At 49.4% G+C, this 19,218-nt stretch carries 14 protein-coding genes; 9 read left to right on the top strand and 5 right to left on the bottom strand.

Features of this window, described 5'->3' with window-relative positions; all coding sequences use genetic code 11:
* Nucleotides 1-191 precede the first annotated feature (191 nt).
* On the bottom strand, nucleotides 192-1,856 hold the full coding sequence (locus F3I44_RS17920) for a methyl-accepting chemotaxis protein (protein WP_150015215.1): 1,665 nt from the start codon (nucleotides 1,854-1,856) through the stop codon (nucleotides 192-194).
* Nucleotides 1,857-2,472: 616 nt separating this feature from the next.
* On the opposite strand from F3I44_RS17920, the gene F3I44_RS17915 reads away from it, so the two are divergent.
* Nucleotides 2,473-2,802 (top strand): hypothetical protein, encoded by a 330-nt coding sequence (locus tag F3I44_RS17915; RefSeq protein ID WP_150015216.1) that lies wholly within the window; start codon nucleotides 2,473-2,475, stop codon nucleotides 2,800-2,802.
* A gap of 80 nt (nucleotides 2,803-2,882) precedes the next feature.
* Here the strand turns inward: F3I44_RS17915 and F3I44_RS17910 are convergent, their stop codons facing one another.
* Nucleotides 2,883-3,116 carry a DNA polymerase V subunit gene (locus tag F3I44_RS17910; protein ID WP_150015217.1) on the bottom strand — a complete coding sequence of 78 codons (234 nt, stop codon included), beginning with the start codon at nucleotides 3,114-3,116 and terminating at the stop codon, nucleotides 2,883-2,885.
* Nucleotides 3,117-4,062: 946 nt separating this feature from the next.
* Here F3I44_RS17910 and F3I44_RS17905 point away from each other — a divergent pair.
* The 3 genes from F3I44_RS17905 to F3I44_RS17895 all read left to right on the top strand — a co-directional run bounded on the left by F3I44_RS17905 (nucleotide 4,063) and on the right by F3I44_RS17895 (nucleotide 6,625).
* Nucleotides 4,063-5,277: a diguanylate phosphodiesterase gene (locus F3I44_RS17905; RefSeq protein WP_150015229.1), complete on the top strand. Its 1,215-nt coding sequence runs from the start codon at nucleotides 4,063-4,065 to the stop codon at nucleotides 5,275-5,277.
* A 173-nt stretch (nucleotides 5,278-5,450) separates the two neighbouring features.
* Nucleotides 5,451-5,660 (top strand): CsbD family protein, encoded by a 210-nt coding sequence (locus F3I44_RS17900; RefSeq protein ID WP_010256969.1) that lies wholly within the window; start codon nucleotides 5,451-5,453, stop codon nucleotides 5,658-5,660.
* Between the two features lie 200 nt (nucleotides 5,661-5,860).
* Nucleotides 5,861-6,625, top strand: coding sequence for a MerR family transcriptional regulator (locus F3I44_RS17895; RefSeq protein ID WP_150015218.1), 765 nt, complete (start codon nucleotides 5,861-5,863; stop codon nucleotides 6,623-6,625).
* Nucleotides 6,626-6,696: 71 nt separating this feature from the next.
* On the opposite strand, the gene F3I44_RS17890 is transcribed toward F3I44_RS17895, so the two are convergent.
* Together F3I44_RS17890 and F3I44_RS17885 are read right to left on the bottom strand one after the other, a co-directional pair.
* Nucleotides 6,697-7,185: an Hsp20 family protein gene (locus tag F3I44_RS17890; protein WP_150015219.1), complete on the bottom strand. Its 489-nt coding sequence runs from the start codon at nucleotides 7,183-7,185 to the stop codon at nucleotides 6,697-6,699.
* Between the two features lie 173 nt (nucleotides 7,186-7,358).
* Nucleotides 7,359-7,598, bottom strand: a complete 240-nt coding sequence (locus F3I44_RS17885) for a transcriptional regulator (protein WP_150015220.1) — start codon at nucleotides 7,596-7,598, stop codon at nucleotides 7,359-7,361.
* A gap of 370 nt (nucleotides 7,599-7,968) precedes the next feature.
* Here F3I44_RS17885 and F3I44_RS17880 point away from each other — a divergent pair, with 370 nt between their 5' ends.
* The 3 genes from F3I44_RS17880 (at nucleotide 7,969) to F3I44_RS17870 (ending at nucleotide 11,985) form a co-directional block, all read left to right on the top strand.
* The gene (locus F3I44_RS17880; RefSeq protein ID WP_150015221.1) at nucleotides 7,969-8,193 is read left to right on the top strand and encodes a DUF3606 domain-containing protein; all 225 of its coding nucleotides are present in this window, start codon (nucleotides 7,969-7,971) and stop codon (nucleotides 8,191-8,193) included.
* Nucleotides 8,194-8,703: 510 nt separating this feature from the next.
* Complete coding sequence (locus F3I44_RS17875) at nucleotides 8,704-10,488, top strand: EAL domain-containing protein (RefSeq protein ID WP_150015222.1); 1,785 nt, start codon at nucleotides 8,704-8,706, stop codon at nucleotides 10,486-10,488.
* 309 nt (nucleotides 10,489-10,797) lie between these two features.
* Nucleotides 10,798-11,985 carry a diguanylate phosphodiesterase gene (locus tag F3I44_RS17870; RefSeq protein ID WP_150015223.1) on the top strand — a complete coding sequence of 396 codons (1,188 nt, stop codon included), beginning with the start codon at nucleotides 10,798-10,800 and terminating at the stop codon, nucleotides 11,983-11,985.
* A 1,482-nt stretch (nucleotides 11,986-13,467) separates the two neighbouring features.
* On the opposite strand, the gene F3I44_RS17865 is transcribed toward F3I44_RS17870, so the two are convergent.
* Nucleotides 13,468-14,541: a RepB family plasmid replication initiator protein gene (locus tag F3I44_RS17865; protein WP_150015230.1), complete on the bottom strand. Its 1,074-nt coding sequence runs from the start codon at nucleotides 14,539-14,541 to the stop codon at nucleotides 13,468-13,470.
* A gap of 2,260 nt (nucleotides 14,542-16,801) precedes the next feature.
* Between F3I44_RS17865 and F3I44_RS17860 the strand changes: the two genes are divergently transcribed.
* Nucleotides 16,802-18,004 (top strand): AAA family ATPase, encoded by a 1,203-nt coding sequence (locus tag F3I44_RS17860; RefSeq protein ID WP_150015224.1) that lies wholly within the window; start codon nucleotides 16,802-16,804, stop codon nucleotides 18,002-18,004.
* Nucleotides 18,001-18,972, top strand: a complete 972-nt coding sequence (locus tag F3I44_RS17855) for a ParB family protein (protein ID WP_150015225.1) — start codon at nucleotides 18,001-18,003, stop codon at nucleotides 18,970-18,972. Before F3I44_RS17860 ends, F3I44_RS17855 begins: the two co-directional genes overlap by 4 nt.
* Nucleotides 18,973-19,218: the final 246 nt, after the last annotated feature.

The raw sequence follows: 19,218 nt of genomic DNA, 5'->3' as shown, positions 1-19,218 counted from the left end.
CCTGGAAAACGCTTTCCTTATAAATATCGACACAGTCTCAACTTACTCTAAAGAGTTAATTCCGGCAACATATGTTAATAATGAAATCGATTTCATTTCACTTTTATTTAAATAAAAATTATTCCTATTTCGCTTATAAAAGATAAAAAAAGCCCCCACAGTGTGGAGGCCAGAACTTTACTGCTCAGCGATCAGAAACTTTCCCAGTTCGCCTGAGTCATGTCGACGGTGTGGCGTTCAGGCTGCTTCGCCTGCAACAACGGACGACGTACACCAGCGGGCTGTTGCGACTGCGCGACACGCTGGTTACTGTTACCTTCCAGCGTAAAGGTCGCCACCAACCCTGACAGCGTCTCTGCCTGCTCCTGCAGCGATTTAGAGGCGGATGAAGCCTCTTCTACCAGCGAGGCGTTCTGTTGCGTCACCTCATCCATCTGGCCGATGGCCTGATGAACCTGCTCAATGCCCTTGCTCTGCTCAGACGTCGCCGCGGCAATCTCATTGACCAAATCGGCTACCTGCTGAATCGCCTGACGGACATTTTCACTGTTTGATCCTACACCGCTGGCCTGCTCTAAACCCTGCTCCACCTGTGAAACCGACGTTGAGATGAGGTCTTTGATTTCCCGTGCGGCAGAAGAAGAGCGTTGCGCCAGATTACGCACTTCAGACGCGACCACAGCAAAGCCGCGACCATGTTCACCGGCTCGTGCTGCTTCGACTGCTGCGTTCAGTGCCAGAATATTGGTCTGGAAGGCGATGCCTTCAATCAGCCCGGTGATTTCAGAGATTTTAGCTGAGCTGCTGCGGATCTCATCCATGGTACTCAGCATCTGCTCCACCGCCGCGCCATTCTGGATGGACATGTGATTGGCGTTATTCGCCAGGCTGCTGGCCTGATGCGCGCCTTCTGAGTTCTGTCGCACCGTTTCGCTCAGCGTCGCCATGCTGGCAGACGTCTGCTCCAGTGATGCCGCCTGCTCTTCCGTACGCGCGGAAAGATCTTCATTACCTGCAGCAATCTGCGTGGATCCGGCACTGACCGATTGCGCGGCGTGACTGACTGAAAGCAGCGTGCCGGAAACACGTGACAGCAACTGGTTAAACGCCATCGCCGTTTTGCCAATCTCATCCTTACTGCTGACTTCAGCGGTATGGGTCAGGTCAAGCGTATGACTCACCTGCGTCATCGTGTTGACGATGCCTGAGAGGCTCCTTTTAATGCCGAGGATAACCTTAGCGGAGAAACCTGCCAGCAGCAGAACAAGCAGCAGCGAGCCACCAGACATCGCCCACAGCGTCTGCGAATAAATGCGCTTGTTCTCAGCCCTGAGCTGTTCGCCAATATCAATATTCAGCTGAATCTGACGGGTATAATCCGCTTCCATTTTACGGGCAGCAGCACCCACACCATTATCACTCTGGAGTAATGGAAGCGTGACAGCATCATTATGGGCGCGTGACGCGGCAAGAAATTCCGGTAATGCGCTGCGTACCGCATCCAGATTTTTATTAGCCTGCTCAGTCATCGCTTTGTCTTCATCACTGGAGATGTCATTCGCCATATAATAATCATTCAGTGACTTAACCTGCTGAAGCAGATTTTCAATGCGCTCTTCGGCAGCAGGGAGTTTTGTCGCATCGCTGGTGCTCTGGTGGCGATAAAGCGCAATCCCTAACTGATTGGTGACACTGATCGATTTGTTGAGATCACGAATGCTGGGTATCGCATTCATCTGTACGTATTCAAAACGAGATTGAAAGCCCGAAATCACTGATAAAGAAATAATCACCAGCGCAATCAGTGACATTGCCAGCAGTGAGAAAATCAATACCAGACGCTGTGTAATAGTCATAAACGTCCCCTGGAGAGAAATAATTGTGAACCTGGTTTTAACTGGATTATTTTTATCGGCTTTCATCTGCAGGGCTTTAATCAATCGTAGAGGATATATTTTTATTTTTTTCCTTGAGTCTGTAACAGAGTGAACTACCTCACGATGTTCTCAGTTAGTGATCCCCTTTAACAACGCATCCCGACGAAAAATCTGCCAGCCTGCTTACACGATGTTTACACAACCCGATGGCCAGGATCGGGCTTCCGCTGCTGTTGGTATGGATCTGATGATTAGCCTGCTAATTCAACAGGATGGTTGACGATAATTGTTATTAAGAAGCACGTTAACACCATGAGAGAGGGCAACAGATCCTTCAACCTCAGTGCTGCGAATAGCAGGCGCTGTCGGGAATGAACATTCGAAATGCGGGCGTGTCATCAGATTTACTGATACGTGTAAACGAGGCCGGATGAATACTGGCGATACATCTCTGAGATTTTAACGATTTGTGTCAGGGCCAGATTAAATCAGGGAATTCACTGGCGGAATGCTGATTCTGGTCTATGCTCACTGGCCCGACCAGGCTTAAGTCTGTCGCGCAGCAATAACGCTTACAATAAAAAAGGTAGTTCTCATGGATTTAGCCACATTTGAAACCAGAACCGGTCTTTGGCCACACATGCATTTTACAGATGTTGAATATGAAGAGTGCAGTGCTGGCTTTGAGATCTATGCCATTGATGTCAGCCGCCAGACGAAGAGCAAGCTGTTCATTTGTCGCGTCACAACCGAACAGCAGGCAGCGTCGCTGACGTCGCAGTTCAAAGAGTGGCTGCCTAAGTTAAAGCTTAAAAAGCGCAAAGTTGCACTCAACCTGGCACGCAAGGCCTGCGAGAAGAGGTATCCCGCTAATCCGAACTATCATGACCGTTCGGATATGGGGCGTCATTCGTCCAGGCTCTGAAGCCATTCAGTCAGCATCTGCCAGAGCAGAGTGGCTGAAATGCCTGCACTGAAGTGTTTTTTCCGGTTCTGCGGCGCGTATTAATCGTGCGCCGCAGGCATCTGAAACAGGCGACACTCTCCAGGCTCAACTGAGATATCACTGAAGGTCGTAATATGCATCTCTATCCAGGTATTTGCGGCTCGCAGTGTATGAGGTGCGTTGCGCTGTTGCAGCTCCGCCACAAAATCCCGGGTACTGACAGTAAACTGACCGGTATCATCCTGTCTTATCGCCTCTCTGAACGCATGCCAGATCTCATCATCCTGTGACATCGCATTGACTCCACAACGGCTTTTGTTTGAAAATAATGCTGTATGCATGAACAGTATAATTAATCTGTCAGGTGGTCAAGTCTGCATTCACCTGCTGTACGCTGCCTGAATTATGGCCATTAATAGCCGTAGCCGCAGGCAGATCAGGACTTTAATCCTAATCTTAGTAATCGTTTTCATATCCAATTAACTGACTGATCCTGCTCATTATTTTATATTGCAGGCATTTTAATTGTTTGATATCTAACTAAAAAAAAAGTTAACCGCAGCGGAAATAACAGCGGTTTTGCCCTATCTTTAAATGGCTCTGCAACGAAATCCACTTCTGTTTCAGAGTGATCTGACTCCTACCCTTGCCCCCTACAAAAAGGGGGCACTTTTTCAGATATCGCAGATGTCGACCGGAGTTAACTCTGCAGAACGATAATGTCTACGCGTACCGGTTAAACCTGCTGAAGACGTTAAGAATGTGACTGGAAAAAGGGGAATTTGTAACCTGATAATTCAATGATTGCGCTGATGTTATCAAAAGACTAAACCAGTTGATTGAATATCAGGACAATTTTCTGAAATAGCAGAGAAACTGATTTTACCCGCTTAATAATTCCGCCAGTTCAACATGGTAAGGAGAACAAAAAGCGCGCAATAATCAGGCACAAACCGAATGATCGACGCCTCACCAGGGATGTCGTTACGTTATAATAATAGGCTATATCCTCTCTTCGCCCCCGCTTTTGCGGGGGCTTTTCTTTTATCTCTGTTTATTCGCCGGTTTATTATTGAAATGCCATTGGACATGCGTGCGCTTAATTCCTGATGTGTTGCCCTGCCCTATGTCCGGTTTGATGCCGCAAGCAGAACGTTATATTGGCCGCAGTTATGCCCTTAACCATCAATATTTCTGTGGTATGGTTAATCAGTAACTTCCTGCCATGTGAGTCTGCTTATGCTCTCTACCCTGATTTACCGTAGCCAGCTTGCGGGTTCGGTCTCGCCAGAGAAGCTCAAAGCGCTGGTGGAGCGCGCCAGTATCAAAAACGCTAAAGCTGAAGTCACCGGGATACTGCTCTATGACGGGCAGCACTTTTTTCAGGTGCTTGAAGGGAGCGTCGAGAACGTTCACACGGTTTTCCAGCGTATCAGTCAGGATGATCGGCATTTTAATCTGATTGAACTGATGCGAGATTACGCCCCTGCACGTCGCTTTGGTCAGGCCGGTATGGCCTTATTTGATTTACGTGACTATCAGAAACATACCGTCGTGGAAGCCCTGCTTAAACGGGTCACCCTGACTGATGAACGAATCAGACATGACCGGGTAGTGAAGTTCCTGCGTTCTTTTGTCGAAGGCAGGGACAAAGAGACGTTTATCGGAATTGCCCCTGCCAGCGAGTGGACACTGACTACGCCCCTTACCGTCAGTGCCGTGCCACCCCTGCAGCCTGCAGCGGATCAGCGCTGTGAATTTGCGCTTCAGCCTATCGTAGACGCAGCGAATCGCCGGATTGTCTCCTGCGAAGCCCTGATACGCGGTCTTCAGGGCGCACCACCCGCCGACTACTTTTCACAGCTGCCGGAAGGCGAGCGTTATCAGGCGGATCTCCATTCCAAAATCTATGCGTTTCAGCTGGCCAGACATCTCGGCCTGCGGGAGCAGACCCTTTCCGTCAACCTGCTGCCCATGTCACTGGTAATGATCGACGATGCGGTTGAACATCTCATTCAGCAAATCAGGCAACAGGGATTGCGCCCTGAGCAGGTGGTAGTTGAGGTGACTGAAGATGAGGTCATCTCCCGCTTCGATGCCTTTCAGTTTGCTGTGCGGCAGCTGAAAGCAGCCGGAATCAGCCTGGCCCTTGATGATTTCGGTGCCGGTTTCGCAGGCCTGTCGCTGCTGGCCGATTTCCAGCCCGACAAAGTTAAGATCGATCGCAAGCTGATCATCGATATTCACCGCAGTGGCCCACGTCAGGCGATTGTGCTGGCCATCCTTAAGTGCTGCCAGGCGCTGGAAATCACGGTCATTGCGGAAGGCGTCGAGAAAATTGAAGAGTGGCTCTGGCTGGAAGGGGCCGGGGTCCGCTATTACCAGGGCTTTCTGTTTGCCCGCCCTGCCCTTAATGCCCTGCCTGCCGTGAGCTGGCCTGCACGTCGCCCATGATTCTCCCGACAATATACTCCCCCTGCCTGCGCTTTTGCTCATAGTTTGAAGCGGCTCACACCGCTTCGCTGCAAAAGGCAAAAGCTGTGCCATGCTTGATCCATCTGACAGCCTTCTGGCAAGACAGATATACATCAGGTCCCTGGATAACAACCGGAATTGGGAGAATCACCATGAACGAAGATCGCATTGGCGGCAACTGGAAGCAGTTCAAAGGTAAGGTCAAGGAAAAATGGGGTGATCTTACGGATGATGATATGACCGTTGTAGAAGGGAAGCGCGATCAGCTGGTCGGAAAAATTCAGGAACGCTACGGCTACGAGAAAGACCGTGCTGAAAAAGAAGTGAAAGAGTGGGAAGATTCTAACAAGTACCACTGGTAAAGCGTTCATAATCGCCGGGCGTCTCTGCGCCCGGCACCGGCCTGTCGGCTCTCATCTCCGTCTGTTCATTTACTCTCTGACATCTCTGCACCTGTCACAGGGAGAGATTATGGAAATGATTGTTTCTTTATTTATTCCTGGCGCGCATACTGCCACCATCTTCGCCATCATGAAATTGCTAATCTTTCCGGATATCAACTATGCCTCAGCACTCTACCGATACCGTATGTGGTCTCGTCGGTGTTCTTCCTGAAACCCTGCGTCGCTGGCGTCGTGCCGGGCTGATCACACCGCCAGGCCCTGCTGGCTACTCAGATCAGCAGCTCACGCGCGCGCTCTGCGTTCGTGAAATGACATCAGGAGGCCATACGCTGTTTGATATCCATGCTGCCCTTAACTGGCCCAACGTCACGCTGCCCGGCGGCTGGGCCTGCCGGGAAGAGGATATGTTGCAACTGCTGGCGAACAATCCGGACGCAGATATTGAACGTGAACTGCAGATGATGAATACCGACTACTGTGGCGATGATTATGTTAATCGCTATCTGCGGCCGCTCAACCTCTGGCTGCGTTCTGACCTCAGTGAAGGAGCAGCAGAGCGTCAGCAGCGTTTTCATAATGCCGTGATCGATCAGTGGGATCGCCTGTCGCTGGCCGCACAGCGACGCAGCACCGTACCGCTGTTTCTTGAAGCGGTCAGCGTGACGGATGAAACCGAGATCTGGATGGAAGCGATACGGCTCAACGGACAGGGCTTTCGGGTTGAAGTCGCAGCGACCACATGCGGTGTCCCTGCCGTGGCGCATCGCCACTTTGAGCATCATCTGATGTGGTGTGGCGATGGCATCAGTGCTGCGATGAAGGCGGCATTTCTCTCCAGCCTTGAGGCGGGTAACCCCGTTATGCTGACCGGAACAAATACCGGCTTGCAATCCCCCGTCGGCCCTATGTCTGCCAGCGCCTGATGCAGTTGGTTTTTTACTGCCAGCGATTAAAAAAGGCGGAAACAGCCTGAGCCGCTTCCGCCCTGTTCACATTATTGATGTTCCAGCGTTCGTGGTCCGCCGATTGCAATCGGGATACGGCGCGGTTTCTCGCTCTCAGGTATTTCCTGGATCAAATCAATGCTAAGTAAACCGTCCGCCAGACTGGCACCGGTCACCTTCATGTGCTCCGGAATAGAGAAGCTCATCTGGAAATCATGCCGGGAAATACCGCGATGGATCCAGCTGCTGTTCTCCTGCCGGATCTCGCCAGACGATTCCTCTGATGCATCATCCCGGTGACCTGCTACGGAAAGTCGTCCGCCACGTAGTTCTATTTCCAGCTCATGCTCTTTCCAGCCGGGTACGCTGACGGTCAGCGCATAGCGGTTATCCTCAACCCGCTGCAAATCGTAAGCGGGAACTGACGTCACCGGATTGTCGCCAGTCAGCTGGCTGAACAATTTATCGATACGGCTAAAACGGTCTGAAAAGACAGAATCCGCCAGCGAAGGGAAAACAGAAAACTGTTGTACTGACATGGTGATAATCTCCTGAACAGGTTCATCCAAAAGTTCATCTGACCGGTATCATATTCCCGATCACCGTTAAAATAGGGATTGGTTATCAGCTTTCAAGTGGCTGAATAGATTTTTTTAACGTGACTGTCCGGTCTGTTATCACAGGAATAGATTTCAGGATATTAACAGCGCCGTTACTTTTTGTTCTGAGGCGCAAGAATGAAATGGGGATGACAACCAGCCAGTAATAACAGCAGTTCATATTCACCCTGGCTGAGTAACGTCGGATTACCTGCTGCTTCTTTGGTTTGCCAGACTCTCAGGCTAAGGTCAAAACGCTCAGCGGCGCTCTGCTGTGAGAGGCCAGCGGCAAGTCGAAGTTCACGCACATTACTCTGGACAATCACAGGCGGCTTGGGGGGACGATTAACCAAACAAAGACTCCTTCAACATGATTAAAAACGCAAAAGCACAGCGTTTCGCCAGCAATTAAAGCGAAGCGACCCGAAAGCGCTCAGTGCGAAAGACCAGAGAATAATTGACTATTTTGCTTAAATGTCAAATTTCAGACTTAACAATTAAGCGAAATTTTCCTGTAAGCGAAGCGGCATATTTCGTCCTGACTGCGCTTTTCCTATTTCCTTAGAATGCTTTATTTCTTCCGCCAGGAATTATCCTGTTATTTGACTTAAGAAGCATTCAGGGATTAATCCGCTACCTCAATGCCCCATTCTTCATCAGGATAGATGTTTAGCCTGAGGTTCCTGTTCAGGCTGCATCATTGAAACCAGCGGAGGATAATAAATGAAAAATCCCATCCAGCGTCGCTCACCCGACGATCTGTCGCATGTGGAAATTCGTGAACAGTGGCAAATCACCTACTGGACTCAGGAGCTGAGGACAACCCAGGAAAGACTGACACGCGCGATCCGTGAAAGCGGCGCACGAACCGAACAGGTGCGTGACTGGCTGGAACAGAACCCGCCCCCACGTCGCCCGGCTCAATCTCTGAATGGTATCAAAAGTTAAGCTGATTGCTGACAGAAATGCTGCGTCAACGTCGGCATTGTGGTGGATTGGCCTGCATCAGCCGGGGGCACGCTGACAGGTCATCTCTGCCGGTCCAGGTTCCTTCCCGGCTTTTACCTTGTGTTTTAAGAGGTTATCCCGCAGAGCAGCCTGCGCATAACGATCCTGCCTCCGGCATCAGGGCTACTTCCCCTGAAAACCGACTTAGAAATAATAGTAACCATCCTGAATGCTTATTGATTTTTTGTCCGAAAATAAACCTCAATAGCGCTGAAGCTCCGGGCTAAAAATATAAAAAATAAATAATCAGGCACCGCTTCGATTAAATTTTCGAATCGTAAATATTGCCTTTATGCGTTAAAGAAAATATTAAGAGACACTCGCCGCATACTGCCTTATCATCAGGCTGAAAATAAAAAATACGCTATATTTCCTGCCGCCCGAATCAGATTTCGCTCCGGACAGTTTTCTTTTTTCGCTCCGTAATCAACCGGTGCGGAGGTTACACACATGCTCAAGAATTTAGACGGCGACAATGAACGCCGAAGTCGTGCTTTGCAGGCACTGCGCAACCCTGACGAAAGTCGCGATGACGTTCTGCGAAAATTTGTCCGGTTAGCCAGTCAGGCCCTGGGTATCCCGGGAAGCTTTATCTCGGTGCTGGATGACGAATTCCAGACCGTGCGGGCATCACATAACTTTGATCTGCAACGCTCAACGCGTGGGGATTCACTCTGCCGTCATGTGGTAGACAGCGACAGCGCAGTGATCGTGCCGGATACCTATCACGATGCGCGCTTTGTCACGCATCCGCTGATCACTGGCTCACCTTTTATTCGCTTTTATGCCGGTGTGCCTCTGAGAACCCGCGACGGCATTATTCTGGGCACACTCTGTGTTACCGACACCGAGCCGCATGCGTTTACCGTTGAGCAGGTGACGACATTAACGCTGCTTTCCACGCTGGTCATGTCCTTTCTTGAAGCCTGGCACTCCGCTGGTTTTTGCGATCCGGTGACCGGATTGCCTAACCGCCAGCGCCTGATACGTGATTTGCAATATCTGGCCTTAGCCGGCGATACCACGCCACGACGTCTGGTGCTGATTGATTGCATCGACATGTCACGAGCTTATGAACTGGCCCGCACTATGGGAATGAATCCGGTTGAAAGCCTGCTGAAGGATATGGCTACCCTGCTGCCGCTGCGTCTGCGTCCGGCGGTGGGTGAGATGATCTACACTGTGGCCACAGGCCGGTTTGCCATTCTGACCCGTGCTGATAGCCGGCTGAGTGCAGCCTGGGTCGCCGGTCGCCTGGAGGGTATCAGTGCAGACATGGATGAGGGGCTGTCAGTTGCACTGACGCCTCATACCGGTGAGGCAGGCTTTGTTGCTGGCAGCATGCCAGCGTCGGAAGTGTTGCGCCGCGCGGTCAGCGCGCTGAATGAAGCGGTCGGGCGCGGGCTGCCCTCTCAGCGTTATGATATTGAGACGGAAACACAGCGCTCAGAAGATTTCCTGCTGATGACCGATCTGAAAACAGCTCTGCGCGATAACATCGGACTCTATATGGTCTATCAGCCCAAGATTTGCCTGCAGAGTGGTAAACCGGTGGGCCTGGAAGCGCTCATCCGCTGGCGACATCCCAGCAGAGGCGAACTTTCACCTGCTGCCTTCATTCCGCTGGCCGAGCAGACCGATCTGCTCTCGGTGCTGACCGCCTGGATTATCGATCAGGCAGTTGAACGTCTCAGACGACTGCGTAATAACTGTATTCAGTTGCCGTTAACCATAAACGTCAGCGTACGCGATTTTGCATGCGAGGGATTTGCTTCCGCTCTGGAAAGCAAAATGCTGAAGTCTAAGCTTCCGACCTCGCTGCTGGGCATCGAATGCCTGGAGACAGAACGTATCCTTGAAAGCCCCACCGCCCTACGCGGTCTGGAGATGCTCAGAGACCGGGGATTCACGATTTCACTTGATGATTTTGGTGCAGGCTACAGTAATATCAGCTATCTGCGCCGTATGCCGCTGGATGTTATCAAGCTGGATCGTTCTCTGATTAGTGAGCTCTCTTCAGATACGGCTTCACGCATTATTGCCCGCAGCATCATCGCCATGCTTAAAGAGCTGGACTATACGGTGGTGGCCGAAGGCGTTGAGTGTCCTGACGCTGTGACATCCCTGACAGAATATGGCTGCGATCAGGCTCAGGGCTATTTCTACTCCAGGCCATTAAAGGAAGAAGCGCTGGATCACTGGCTTTACTGGAAACTGCGTGGTGAGTGTCAATAAACCTGCACGCAAAGAAATCACTGGTGCACGCGTTGAACTTTGCGTTTTTGCCCTGCTGATTACGCTTCCGCTAAAGCCACAAGGCCGCCATGATGGCGGTCTTATTTGTGATGTACTGACATGAGTTTATCTGCGGATATCCAGCAGCGTTAAGATCGTTACGGTAACCTGCTTCAGGTCTGCCGACTTGCCGCTTCGCTTAGTGCCACCTGCTCTGGTGCAGTCTGTGCGACAGTCACCAAGTAAAGATGAAACATTTTTTGAACAGTGTTAGCGTGTCCGCAACAATCACATAAAACGGAGCTGCACATGCTAACTACCATAATCTATCGCAGCCATATTTCAGATGATTTTCCGGTCAGAACCCTTCCGGAAATGGTCGATAACGCCAGTAAAATCAATAGCACCCACGATGTAACCGGTATCCTGTTATTTAACGGCACCCATTTCTTCCAGTTACTCGAAGGCCCGGAAGTGGGCATTCAGGAAGTTTATCAGCGAATCTGTGCCGATCGCCGTCATCATAATGTGGTGGAGCTGATGCGTGACTATGCGCCTTCCCGACGTTTTGGTAATGCGGGTATGTCGCTGTTTGACCTGCGCGAACACGATCGCTCATCACTGCTACAGGCGGTGCTGGACAAAGGTACGTCTAAATATCGCCTGACCTATGATGATCGGGCACTGCAATTCCTGCGTACTTTTGTAGAGTCACGTGAGAAAGAAAACTACTACGAGGTTCTTCCGCCAGGTTACTGGGAGTTTATTTCAGAGCACACTCATGTGCCGGACTCCCGCCCGGAGACAGAAGGCGTAAGCTTCCGTCCGGTGGTTGATCCGCTGGCGCGTCAGGTGACCGCCATTGAAGCTGTTACCCTTCGTCCGATGACTGACGGTGAAATTTCCGGCGACAGGCTTTATGTTGACGATCTGGAAACCGTGAAAAAAACCTTTTCCCAGGCTGGTCTGGTTTGTCCCGATGGTATGACGCTCTACGTGAGTCTGCTGCCAATGACGCTGGTTGTCTTACCCGACGCCGTCGAGCATATTGTGGCAGCTATTCAGCAGGCAGGTCTGGTGCCGGAGCAGGTCGTGATTGGTGTGAGTGAAACCGGCGTGATTTCACAACTGGACGCATTCTCTGAAGCCGTACGCGCGCTGAAAGCATTCGGTATCAGTCTGTCTATCGACAATTTTGGAGACGGCTCCGCAGGATTAGCATTGCTGACTCATATCCAGCCCGATCGTATCCGTATTGATGCCAGTATTACCCGCGACGTTCATCGCAGTGGGCCAAAGCAGGCGGTGGTGCAGGCGATCATCAAGTGCTGCTCAGCGCTGGAGATCACCGTCATCGCGGCAGGGATCGTACAGGCGGAAGAGTGGATGTGGCTGGAAGCAGCAGGTGTAATCAATTTCCAGGGTACGCTGTTCGCCGCCGCGGGCCGCTATGAGGCCCAATCGGTCGCCTGGCCGGAATATCGCGAGGCGATGTAACGCACACAGTCCAATCGTCCAAAGCGGTGCGCCAGCGAGCGGCCGCTTTCTTAATCTATGGCCCTGTCAGCTCTCAGGAACAGGTGTCATTGACAGGTATCCTCTTATTTATCCGCGCATTCCACGCTTCTTTCACAAACATCCTGAACGTGATACTGCACTTTTAATTGAGTTTCTGACGCGTATACGGCATACATTTCCTGATAACCACTATAGCGAGTAACTTTGACAGGTTAACCACTATAGGAAGTAAATCGGAGACTGAACTGCACTCTCAGCCCTGTGGAATGTGACAGATATCCACTATAGCGAGTAAAGGTGCACCAGAAGCGTTTCTGTCAACCACTGTAGCCAGTATGTTGCGCAATAATCATCCGGATCATTACGATAAATCACTCAGGCAGACAATAAGCGCTCAGATAACCACTGTAGTGAGTACCTGCTCAGTCTTTCCTCTGATGATAACCACTCTATCGGGTAAGCAATCCAGAAAGAGGAGCCTGAGATCATCTGTGCTCAAAAGGGCACCACTCATGATTCCCATGTGGGGTAACCACTGTAGCGAGTAAAAAGGTCGTGTGAAAATGTGTATGTAGCACGAACGGAATGATAGCCCTGCCCTGCTCTAAGCTGTTATTCAGTAATAATAACTTTGTTCTGTTAGCGAAACCATTCTGCTCATCCTGTAACGCAACCACTGTAGCGAGTGCCTGTCTGACCTTAGCTGGCCTGCTGATTTTTTATGCTCATAATACTGTGTGAGGTACATATTGATAGTAAGCATTCACTTTATTGGCTGAGTAAGATTAACAGGCAGAGTAAAGCGATACTGCTAACCACTATAGCGAGTGACGCCCTCCCTTCAATCCAATAAAAATAACCACTGTAGCGAGAATGTTGTAACAGCCAGGTCTGTCACCTGATCATTATCTGAACACATGAGTCAATAAATCACCAGAAAACCACTATAGCGAGTAAATTCTGTAGGCAGAATGAGGCAAACAAAGATGAGATGGCCATTTTAGAATGGCGATAACCACTGTAGCGAGTAAGACCATAGAGCTGAATTTCGCCTGCGGCATCCCACACATGGCGTCAGGAGGAGAATCCGCATGCTGTTAACCAGACCAGACTAACCACTATAGCGAGTGATAAACACCGTAATGCCTGATTGCAGCGTTTGCAGAGATGCCGCGGTACGTACTGGTTAACCATTGCAGGAAGTAGATTTTTTGTGAAGCTCAATGCACCCTGCTGGCCGTAGAGGCGGAATGGAAGACCAGAGCTAATTGCAGGATGCTTTTCAGGCAGGCGATTCAGGCTCTTGATGCTCTGTCGGGAAAAGACTATCCACTATAGCGAGCAGCTTTACTCGCTATAGTGGTCAGGGCTGTCAGATGCCATCAAACAGCCCTTTTTCTCGCTATAGTGGTTAGCAGGCAGCAGGATTGCTCATTGGTGAACGGTGAGATGAACAGGTATCTAACGCTTTTTCTGTTCCCTGATTTTGTTAAGTAACTCTTTTTCCTCACGCGACACCATGACAAGCTCACTGCTTTCATCCGCACTCACCGGTTCGGGCAGATTGACATCAATACCAGTGGGATCACTGTCCAGATCGTCAAACTCGTCCATTTCATCATCGATCAAGCCTGCCTTGCTGAGCGGCAGTTCGGCCGGGCGCAGTTTGGGGTGACGATAATGAACCCAGAAGTAAACGGAAGAGCCGCGTCGGGTCTCGGTATAGTCAAGATAACCAATCTCTTTTAGCTGCTCCATCGCCTTTCTGACCGTCGCATTCTGGGTGATCACGCGCGACGTAAGGTTAAGCCGTGCACGCAGACGCGCCATAGATATTGGCGCAGGTTTAGGCGGAAGGCTTTCAATGAAGGTATAAAGCGCCTGAGCGGACTCTTTGCGTGCCAGCTCATTAATAGCCTTAAGCTGCAGCAGCACCTTTCTGTCGAACTGATACAGCTCAAAGATTTTAGGATCAGCCTGTAAGGTTACTGTGTCCTTCTTGACGCTGTATTTGGCGGACTGCACCAGATGCGTTGTGTAGTTCTCTCCGCCCTTGCTGGTAAAAGTCAGGGTATTAGATGCAATTCGCGTCAGCGAAGCGTCCAGACGGCTCCTGAGCTTCGATGAGAGGCGCGCAGAAGGAATGCCACAGAGTTTTGCAAATTCTACGAATGAGAGCGTTACCGTGTCTCCCAGACACTCATGTGTAGCGAATGCGCGAATGATCCCGACCCAGGTCTTAAAATCATTATCCATATCCAGTCGGGCACCCAGGATCTTGATATTGTCATACCCTTCCGATCTGACCAGGGATAACTGTTTCAGATCCTGAGTCACATCCATCGCATTCATCTGGTTTTTCTGACTGCGCGCGGTGGATTTCAGCGTTGGAACAAACAAGCCGAGTCGCATTAACGCGACCGGCTGCACGGTGTTGTTACTGTTGGGCGTCAGAGTAACAACTTCGCCTGTACGCTTGTCTGTTTCGCTAAACGCATCAGCTATGTTCAGGATATCTGGTTCTTTTCTTGGCATTAGGAAGATCCGTGATGTGAACAGGCGAGAGCCGCTGTTACTCAATACAGTGGATACTAGCACTCACTATAGCGGTTAATCTACTTGCCATAGTGGTTATTTATCTCGATATAGTGGTTGTTTTACTCGCTATAGTGGTTAGCTAACCTTCTTTATCGCAGTGATACCACGGGCTGAGGCGGCACAGGGATCTTTAAGGAACTTAAAAAGGATCTTATGTGGATCTGTTATTGGATCTGCTCGGTGGATAACCCGTTAAAAAAGCCTGTCCGCGGTTAATCAGAATCTCCGTTTTTACCCTGTTTCCTTGCCAAAGACTCTAAAACTACAGCGGATGTGCTCAATCGGGGGTTATGCACATGAAAAAGTGTTATCTACTCGCTACAGTGGTTGTTGAGTACTCGCCAGCGCGGTTGCTTTACTCGCTATAGTGGTTGTTGTGCTCTCTTCAGTGGTTATTCTTCTCGCTACAGTGGTTACCAACACCCTTTCAGACCTTGTGCTGCGTGGCTTCAGAGCCTGTTGGGATCTGTTAAGGATCTCAATTTGATCTATTGAGGATCGACCAATTGGATCTCGCCTGTGAATAACGGGGATAAAACAGACATGATTCAGCAATAACCAAAGCTGAGGTCAAACGGGTTTTCAACTGCAGATACGAGATGAAGAATGCTATAAGCAGGTTCTGAGCGAGTTATTAGGTGTGGGAGCAATCTGTTGCTGACAAGGCAAAGCATTTAATCGGGTGTGGCCAAAAACCATAAAGATATAAAGGTTTTAAGCTCTGAGCGAAGATCTCCCAGCTCTTTAGGTAAACTTTCAGGAGTGAAGAACAGGTTTTCACCATGAAATTAATGATGTATATTTTTGATAAATAAGTTATTTTTACATATTTTCATAGTGAAAACACCCTGCTTATGATCCCGGAAATAACGTTTCTTATGGCTGAAGATCGACTCATTAAGTCCGACTGGCTCATGAATGAATTCAGACAGCGATAAGTTAGCGTAGCGATTGATACTTTTCCCCAACCTGACGAACTCAGTTCATAAAGAAATCTGTTATGCATAGTCACATCATCAGGTAACTGCAGGCGATCGTTTATAACGAGGGCAAAAAGAAAGTTGGTTGTCATACCAGTACACTAACCGAACAGACAATGTTTAAATTATGCGGATTTCCTTTTCCTGCTTAAGCGGTGTCTTATTAGTTAATGCTATCTGGCCTGTTACTCTCAATCCCCTGCCCCATTCATAGATCTCAATGTTTCATCGTAGTACTCATAAAACCGCTAAAACAAACAGTCGAAATACAACATCTTCATGGGGCTCAAAGTTAGTCAGAGATATGAATAGAATCACTATCAGATGTAATGACAAATGCTGCAGGACTCTGTGAGAAAGCATCACACAAACTCTATACAAATCGTTATCGAAAGTTATAAGAGGGTATGAATTTCTGGCAAGCTTACGATGAGCACCATTTCTTAGAGGAACAAACAGATTCTGCCCTGCCTTTACAGAAGCTGTAATTCCGATACGCATATGACTATTTTTCATGTAGAAGCTCACAGCCCGATAGTTGATGTGTCAGGTTTACAGCATGGCTCATAGCAATACTGACAGATTATGCTTAGTGCGATAAAAGAAATTCTTCGATTTCGATTGTTATGATCTTAAAAGTCAGAATAGGTTAGTTTGGTAATGTACAAAGGCTGATATCTGTTTTTCTGAGGAAGCAAAGTTTGATTACCAATAAGAGTGTCAATAACTAAAAAGGAGTATTGTCTGAGTGACCGCTTATGCATTTCATCAACGTTTAACCCACGATTTATAGTTAAAAGAATACTTGATGAAAACCCATTTTCGCTGCAGATTTTCACCAGGCAAATATTCTCTTAAGATACTGATATAAATGGATATATATAGAATTTTCATGATGAAAATACCATGATCAGCAACTGTAATAAGGGCCACGATTGCCGACTGGGCATTTCTGCCATTACAGAATTAAAACGAATATCGGGCACTAACATCCGCCATCCATTATCACACTCATCTCTGATGCCTGTTCAACATACTCAAACTGAATGGACTACGGCCACAGAGCTCAAGAGATCCTCTTTTACAGCTGACAATAAATTTCCGAAAACCATTCCACCACCTGAGACAAAAAATCCAGGTTTTTGGCATTTTCCTAAAAAATTGGCAGGTTTGCGCTTTTTGTGTAGTATGCAGAAAACATTAACGCAGAGGGGCTTATGAAGCGCGATTATGGTGGAGTGCTGGAGATGGCAACGCGTGCCAACTCCATGTTACATGGACTCAGTGATCACATTGAGCAACAGCGTCAGGAATTTAACCAGACAGGGTTTTACCAGACTTTCTCCCGCAATGCTGTTGCTAATATGCCCCTGCTGAGTAAGCACGCTGTCGTCGCTGCGATTAGTGATATGGAAGCAGCAGGATATCAGTTTGGTAAAAAGCAAACCGGCAGTACATCGCAATATGCCCTGACCATTCAGAACGTCGTCGACATTTATCAGCATCGTAAAGTACCAAAATATCGCGATCGGCATGATGGCCCCTTTGTCGTATTTGTTGTCAGCCTCAAAGGCGGCGTCTCTAAAACCGTCAGTACCGTGACGCTGGCTCACGGTATGCGCGCCCATCCATCTATGCTGCACAATGACCTGCGTATACTGGTTATCGACCTGGATCCACAGGCGTCAAGCACAATGTTCCTGAGCCACACCAACAGTGTCGGCTCAGTACTGGAAACAGCAGCGCAGGCTATGCTCAACGATCTGGATGCAGACCAGCTTCGTGAGCAGTTTATTAAGCCTACCGTCATGCCCGGCGTTGACGTTATCCCGGCCTCAATCGATGATGGCTTCGTTGCCAGCGACTGGGAAGAGCTGGTTGCTGAACATCTGCCCGGCGTTGCTCCCTCAGAAGTCCTTCGGCGTAATGTGATCGATCGTCTGGCAGGTGACTACGATTTTATCTTCCTTGATACCGGCCCTCATCTGGATTCCTTTATGCTGAATGCGATCGCGGCCAGCGATGTGCTGCTGACACCGACGCCACCGGCACAGGTGGATTTCCACTCCACCATGAAGTATCTGACGCGTCTGCCAGAAATGCTGGAGCGTATCGAGTCCGAAGGTATCGAACCTCGACTCAAAGCTAATATTGGCTTTATGTCTAAAATGACCTCGAAGCATGATCACCTGACGTCGCAAAGTTACGCCCGTGAGGTGTTTACTAAGTCGATGCTGGACTGTGGCTTACCTCGTCTTGATGGATTTGAGCGTTGTGGCGAATCCTTTGACACGGTAATCAGTGCGAATCCCGCTTCCTACCCTGGCAGTGCAGATGCGCTGCGAAAAGCCAAATATGAAGCCGAGCAGTTCTCAAGGGCCGTGTTTGATCGCATCGAATATATCAGGAGTACCCTGTGAGCAAACCTATACAGCGTATTGGCCGCAAGTTCGGCGATTCTGCTATTGCGAACATGATCGACAGCAGCAGCCAGTCGCGCACGTTTACGCTGAAGTCAGGTGCAAAGGCGACCTTTGTACGCCAGCTGATCCTGCATGACGATATTGAAACCCGAACCAGCGTTGACCCGAAAATCAACGGACGTGACCAGAGCACGCTGACGCCGGAATCGCTGCAGGAAATCACCCGTACGATTACACTGCAGCAGTTTTTCCCGGCCATAGGTCGCGTTAACGGTGACCGGATTGAGGTTATGGATGGCTCGCGCCGTCGTGCTGCCTGCATTCTTTCCGGGGCCAGTCTGGAAGTGCTGGTCACCGCGGATGAACTAAGCCTGAGCGATGCGCGTCAGCTGGCTGCTGATATTCAGACAGCTAAAGAGCATAACCTGCGTGAATTGGGTCTGCGCTTTATGCTGATGAACGAAAGTGGCATGAGCAAATCAGACATTGCTAAAGCGGAAGGTATCTCAAACGCTAAGGTCTCCCGTGCATTTCAGGCCGCATCCGTGCCCGCTGAGTTTATTGAACTCTTCCCGGTCGTTTCTGAACTGACCCTTCAGGATTATCAGCTGCTGCTTGATGTCTGGGAGGAGGCGAAAGCGGAAGCGATTGATGTCGCCGGACTGGTCAGCGAAATCCAGCAAAAGCTGGAGGCTGATGATTCACTGCCAAACGCTAACGCAGATGAGAAGAAGAGCGCTATCCTGAATGGCTTTAAAAGTGCCCGCCGTCAGTTAAAAAAACCTGCACCCGTCAGTAAAACGGTGACGGAAAAGCTGGCAACGTTTACGACGGCCAATACCTATGCGCGTCGTAAAACCAATGACGAGAAGCGCACTGTGCAGTATGAATTCAGTCGTCTGCCAAAAGAGATTGCTGAACAGATTGATGCGTCGATCAGACAAATACTCTCTACGCTTAAATAATCCTGATCACACATTACTGACAATGGAACCGGCCGCTGCGCCGGTTTTTTTATTGCCAACTTAAAACCACGTCCTATGGACGTGGTTATCGCCTCGGTTCTGGCTCTGCCTGTAAAGACCTGCCCATGTCAAACTCCTCATCTGTTGTCCCCACAACTGATAAGGAAATTCAACATGAGCAGGTTTCAAAAAGCTTCCCACGTGCTGTGGCATTGTCAATACCATATAGTCTGGACGCCAAAGTGT

It is taken from the genome of Pantoea sp. F_5, assembly GCF_008631595.1.
Lineage (GTDB): Bacteria > Pseudomonadota > Gammaproteobacteria > Enterobacterales > Enterobacteriaceae > Pantoea > Pantoea gossypiicola.
This window is presented reverse-complemented; position numbering and strand designations above follow the sequence as displayed.

Coding starts and splice junctions, on each gene's coding strand:
- F3I44_RS17920 (WP_150015215.1), bottom strand. CDS start 1,856: ATGACTATTACACAGCGTCTGGTATTGATTTTCTCACTGCTGGCAATG.
- F3I44_RS17915 (WP_150015216.1), top strand. CDS start 2,473: ATGGATTTAGCCACATTTGAAACCAGAACCGGTCTTTGGCCACACATG.
- F3I44_RS17910 (WP_150015217.1), bottom strand. CDS start 3,116: ATGTCACAGGATGATGAGATCTGGCATGCGTTCAGAGAGGCGATAAGA.
- F3I44_RS17905 (WP_150015229.1), top strand. CDS start 4,063: ATGCTCTCTACCCTGATTTACCGTAGCCAGCTTGCGGGTTCGGTCTCG.
- F3I44_RS17900 (WP_010256969.1), top strand. CDS start 5,451: ATGAACGAAGATCGCATTGGCGGCAACTGGAAGCAGTTCAAAGGTAAG.
- F3I44_RS17895 (WP_150015218.1), top strand. CDS start 5,861: ATGCCTCAGCACTCTACCGATACCGTATGTGGTCTCGTCGGTGTTCTT.
- F3I44_RS17890 (WP_150015219.1), bottom strand. CDS start 7,185: ATGTCAGTACAACAGTTTTCTGTTTTCCCTTCGCTGGCGGATTCTGTC.
- F3I44_RS17880 (WP_150015221.1), top strand. CDS start 7,969: ATGAAAAATCCCATCCAGCGTCGCTCACCCGACGATCTGTCGCATGTG.
- F3I44_RS17875 (WP_150015222.1), top strand. CDS start 8,704: ATGCTCAAGAATTTAGACGGCGACAATGAACGCCGAAGTCGTGCTTTG.
- F3I44_RS17870 (WP_150015223.1), top strand. CDS start 10,798: ATGCTAACTACCATAATCTATCGCAGCCATATTTCAGATGATTTTCCG.
- F3I44_RS17865 (WP_150015230.1), bottom strand. CDS start 14,541: ATGCCAAGAAAAGAACCAGATATCCTGAACATAGCTGATGCGTTTAGC.
- F3I44_RS17860 (WP_150015224.1), top strand. CDS start 16,802: ATGAAGCGCGATTATGGTGGAGTGCTGGAGATGGCAACGCGTGCCAAC.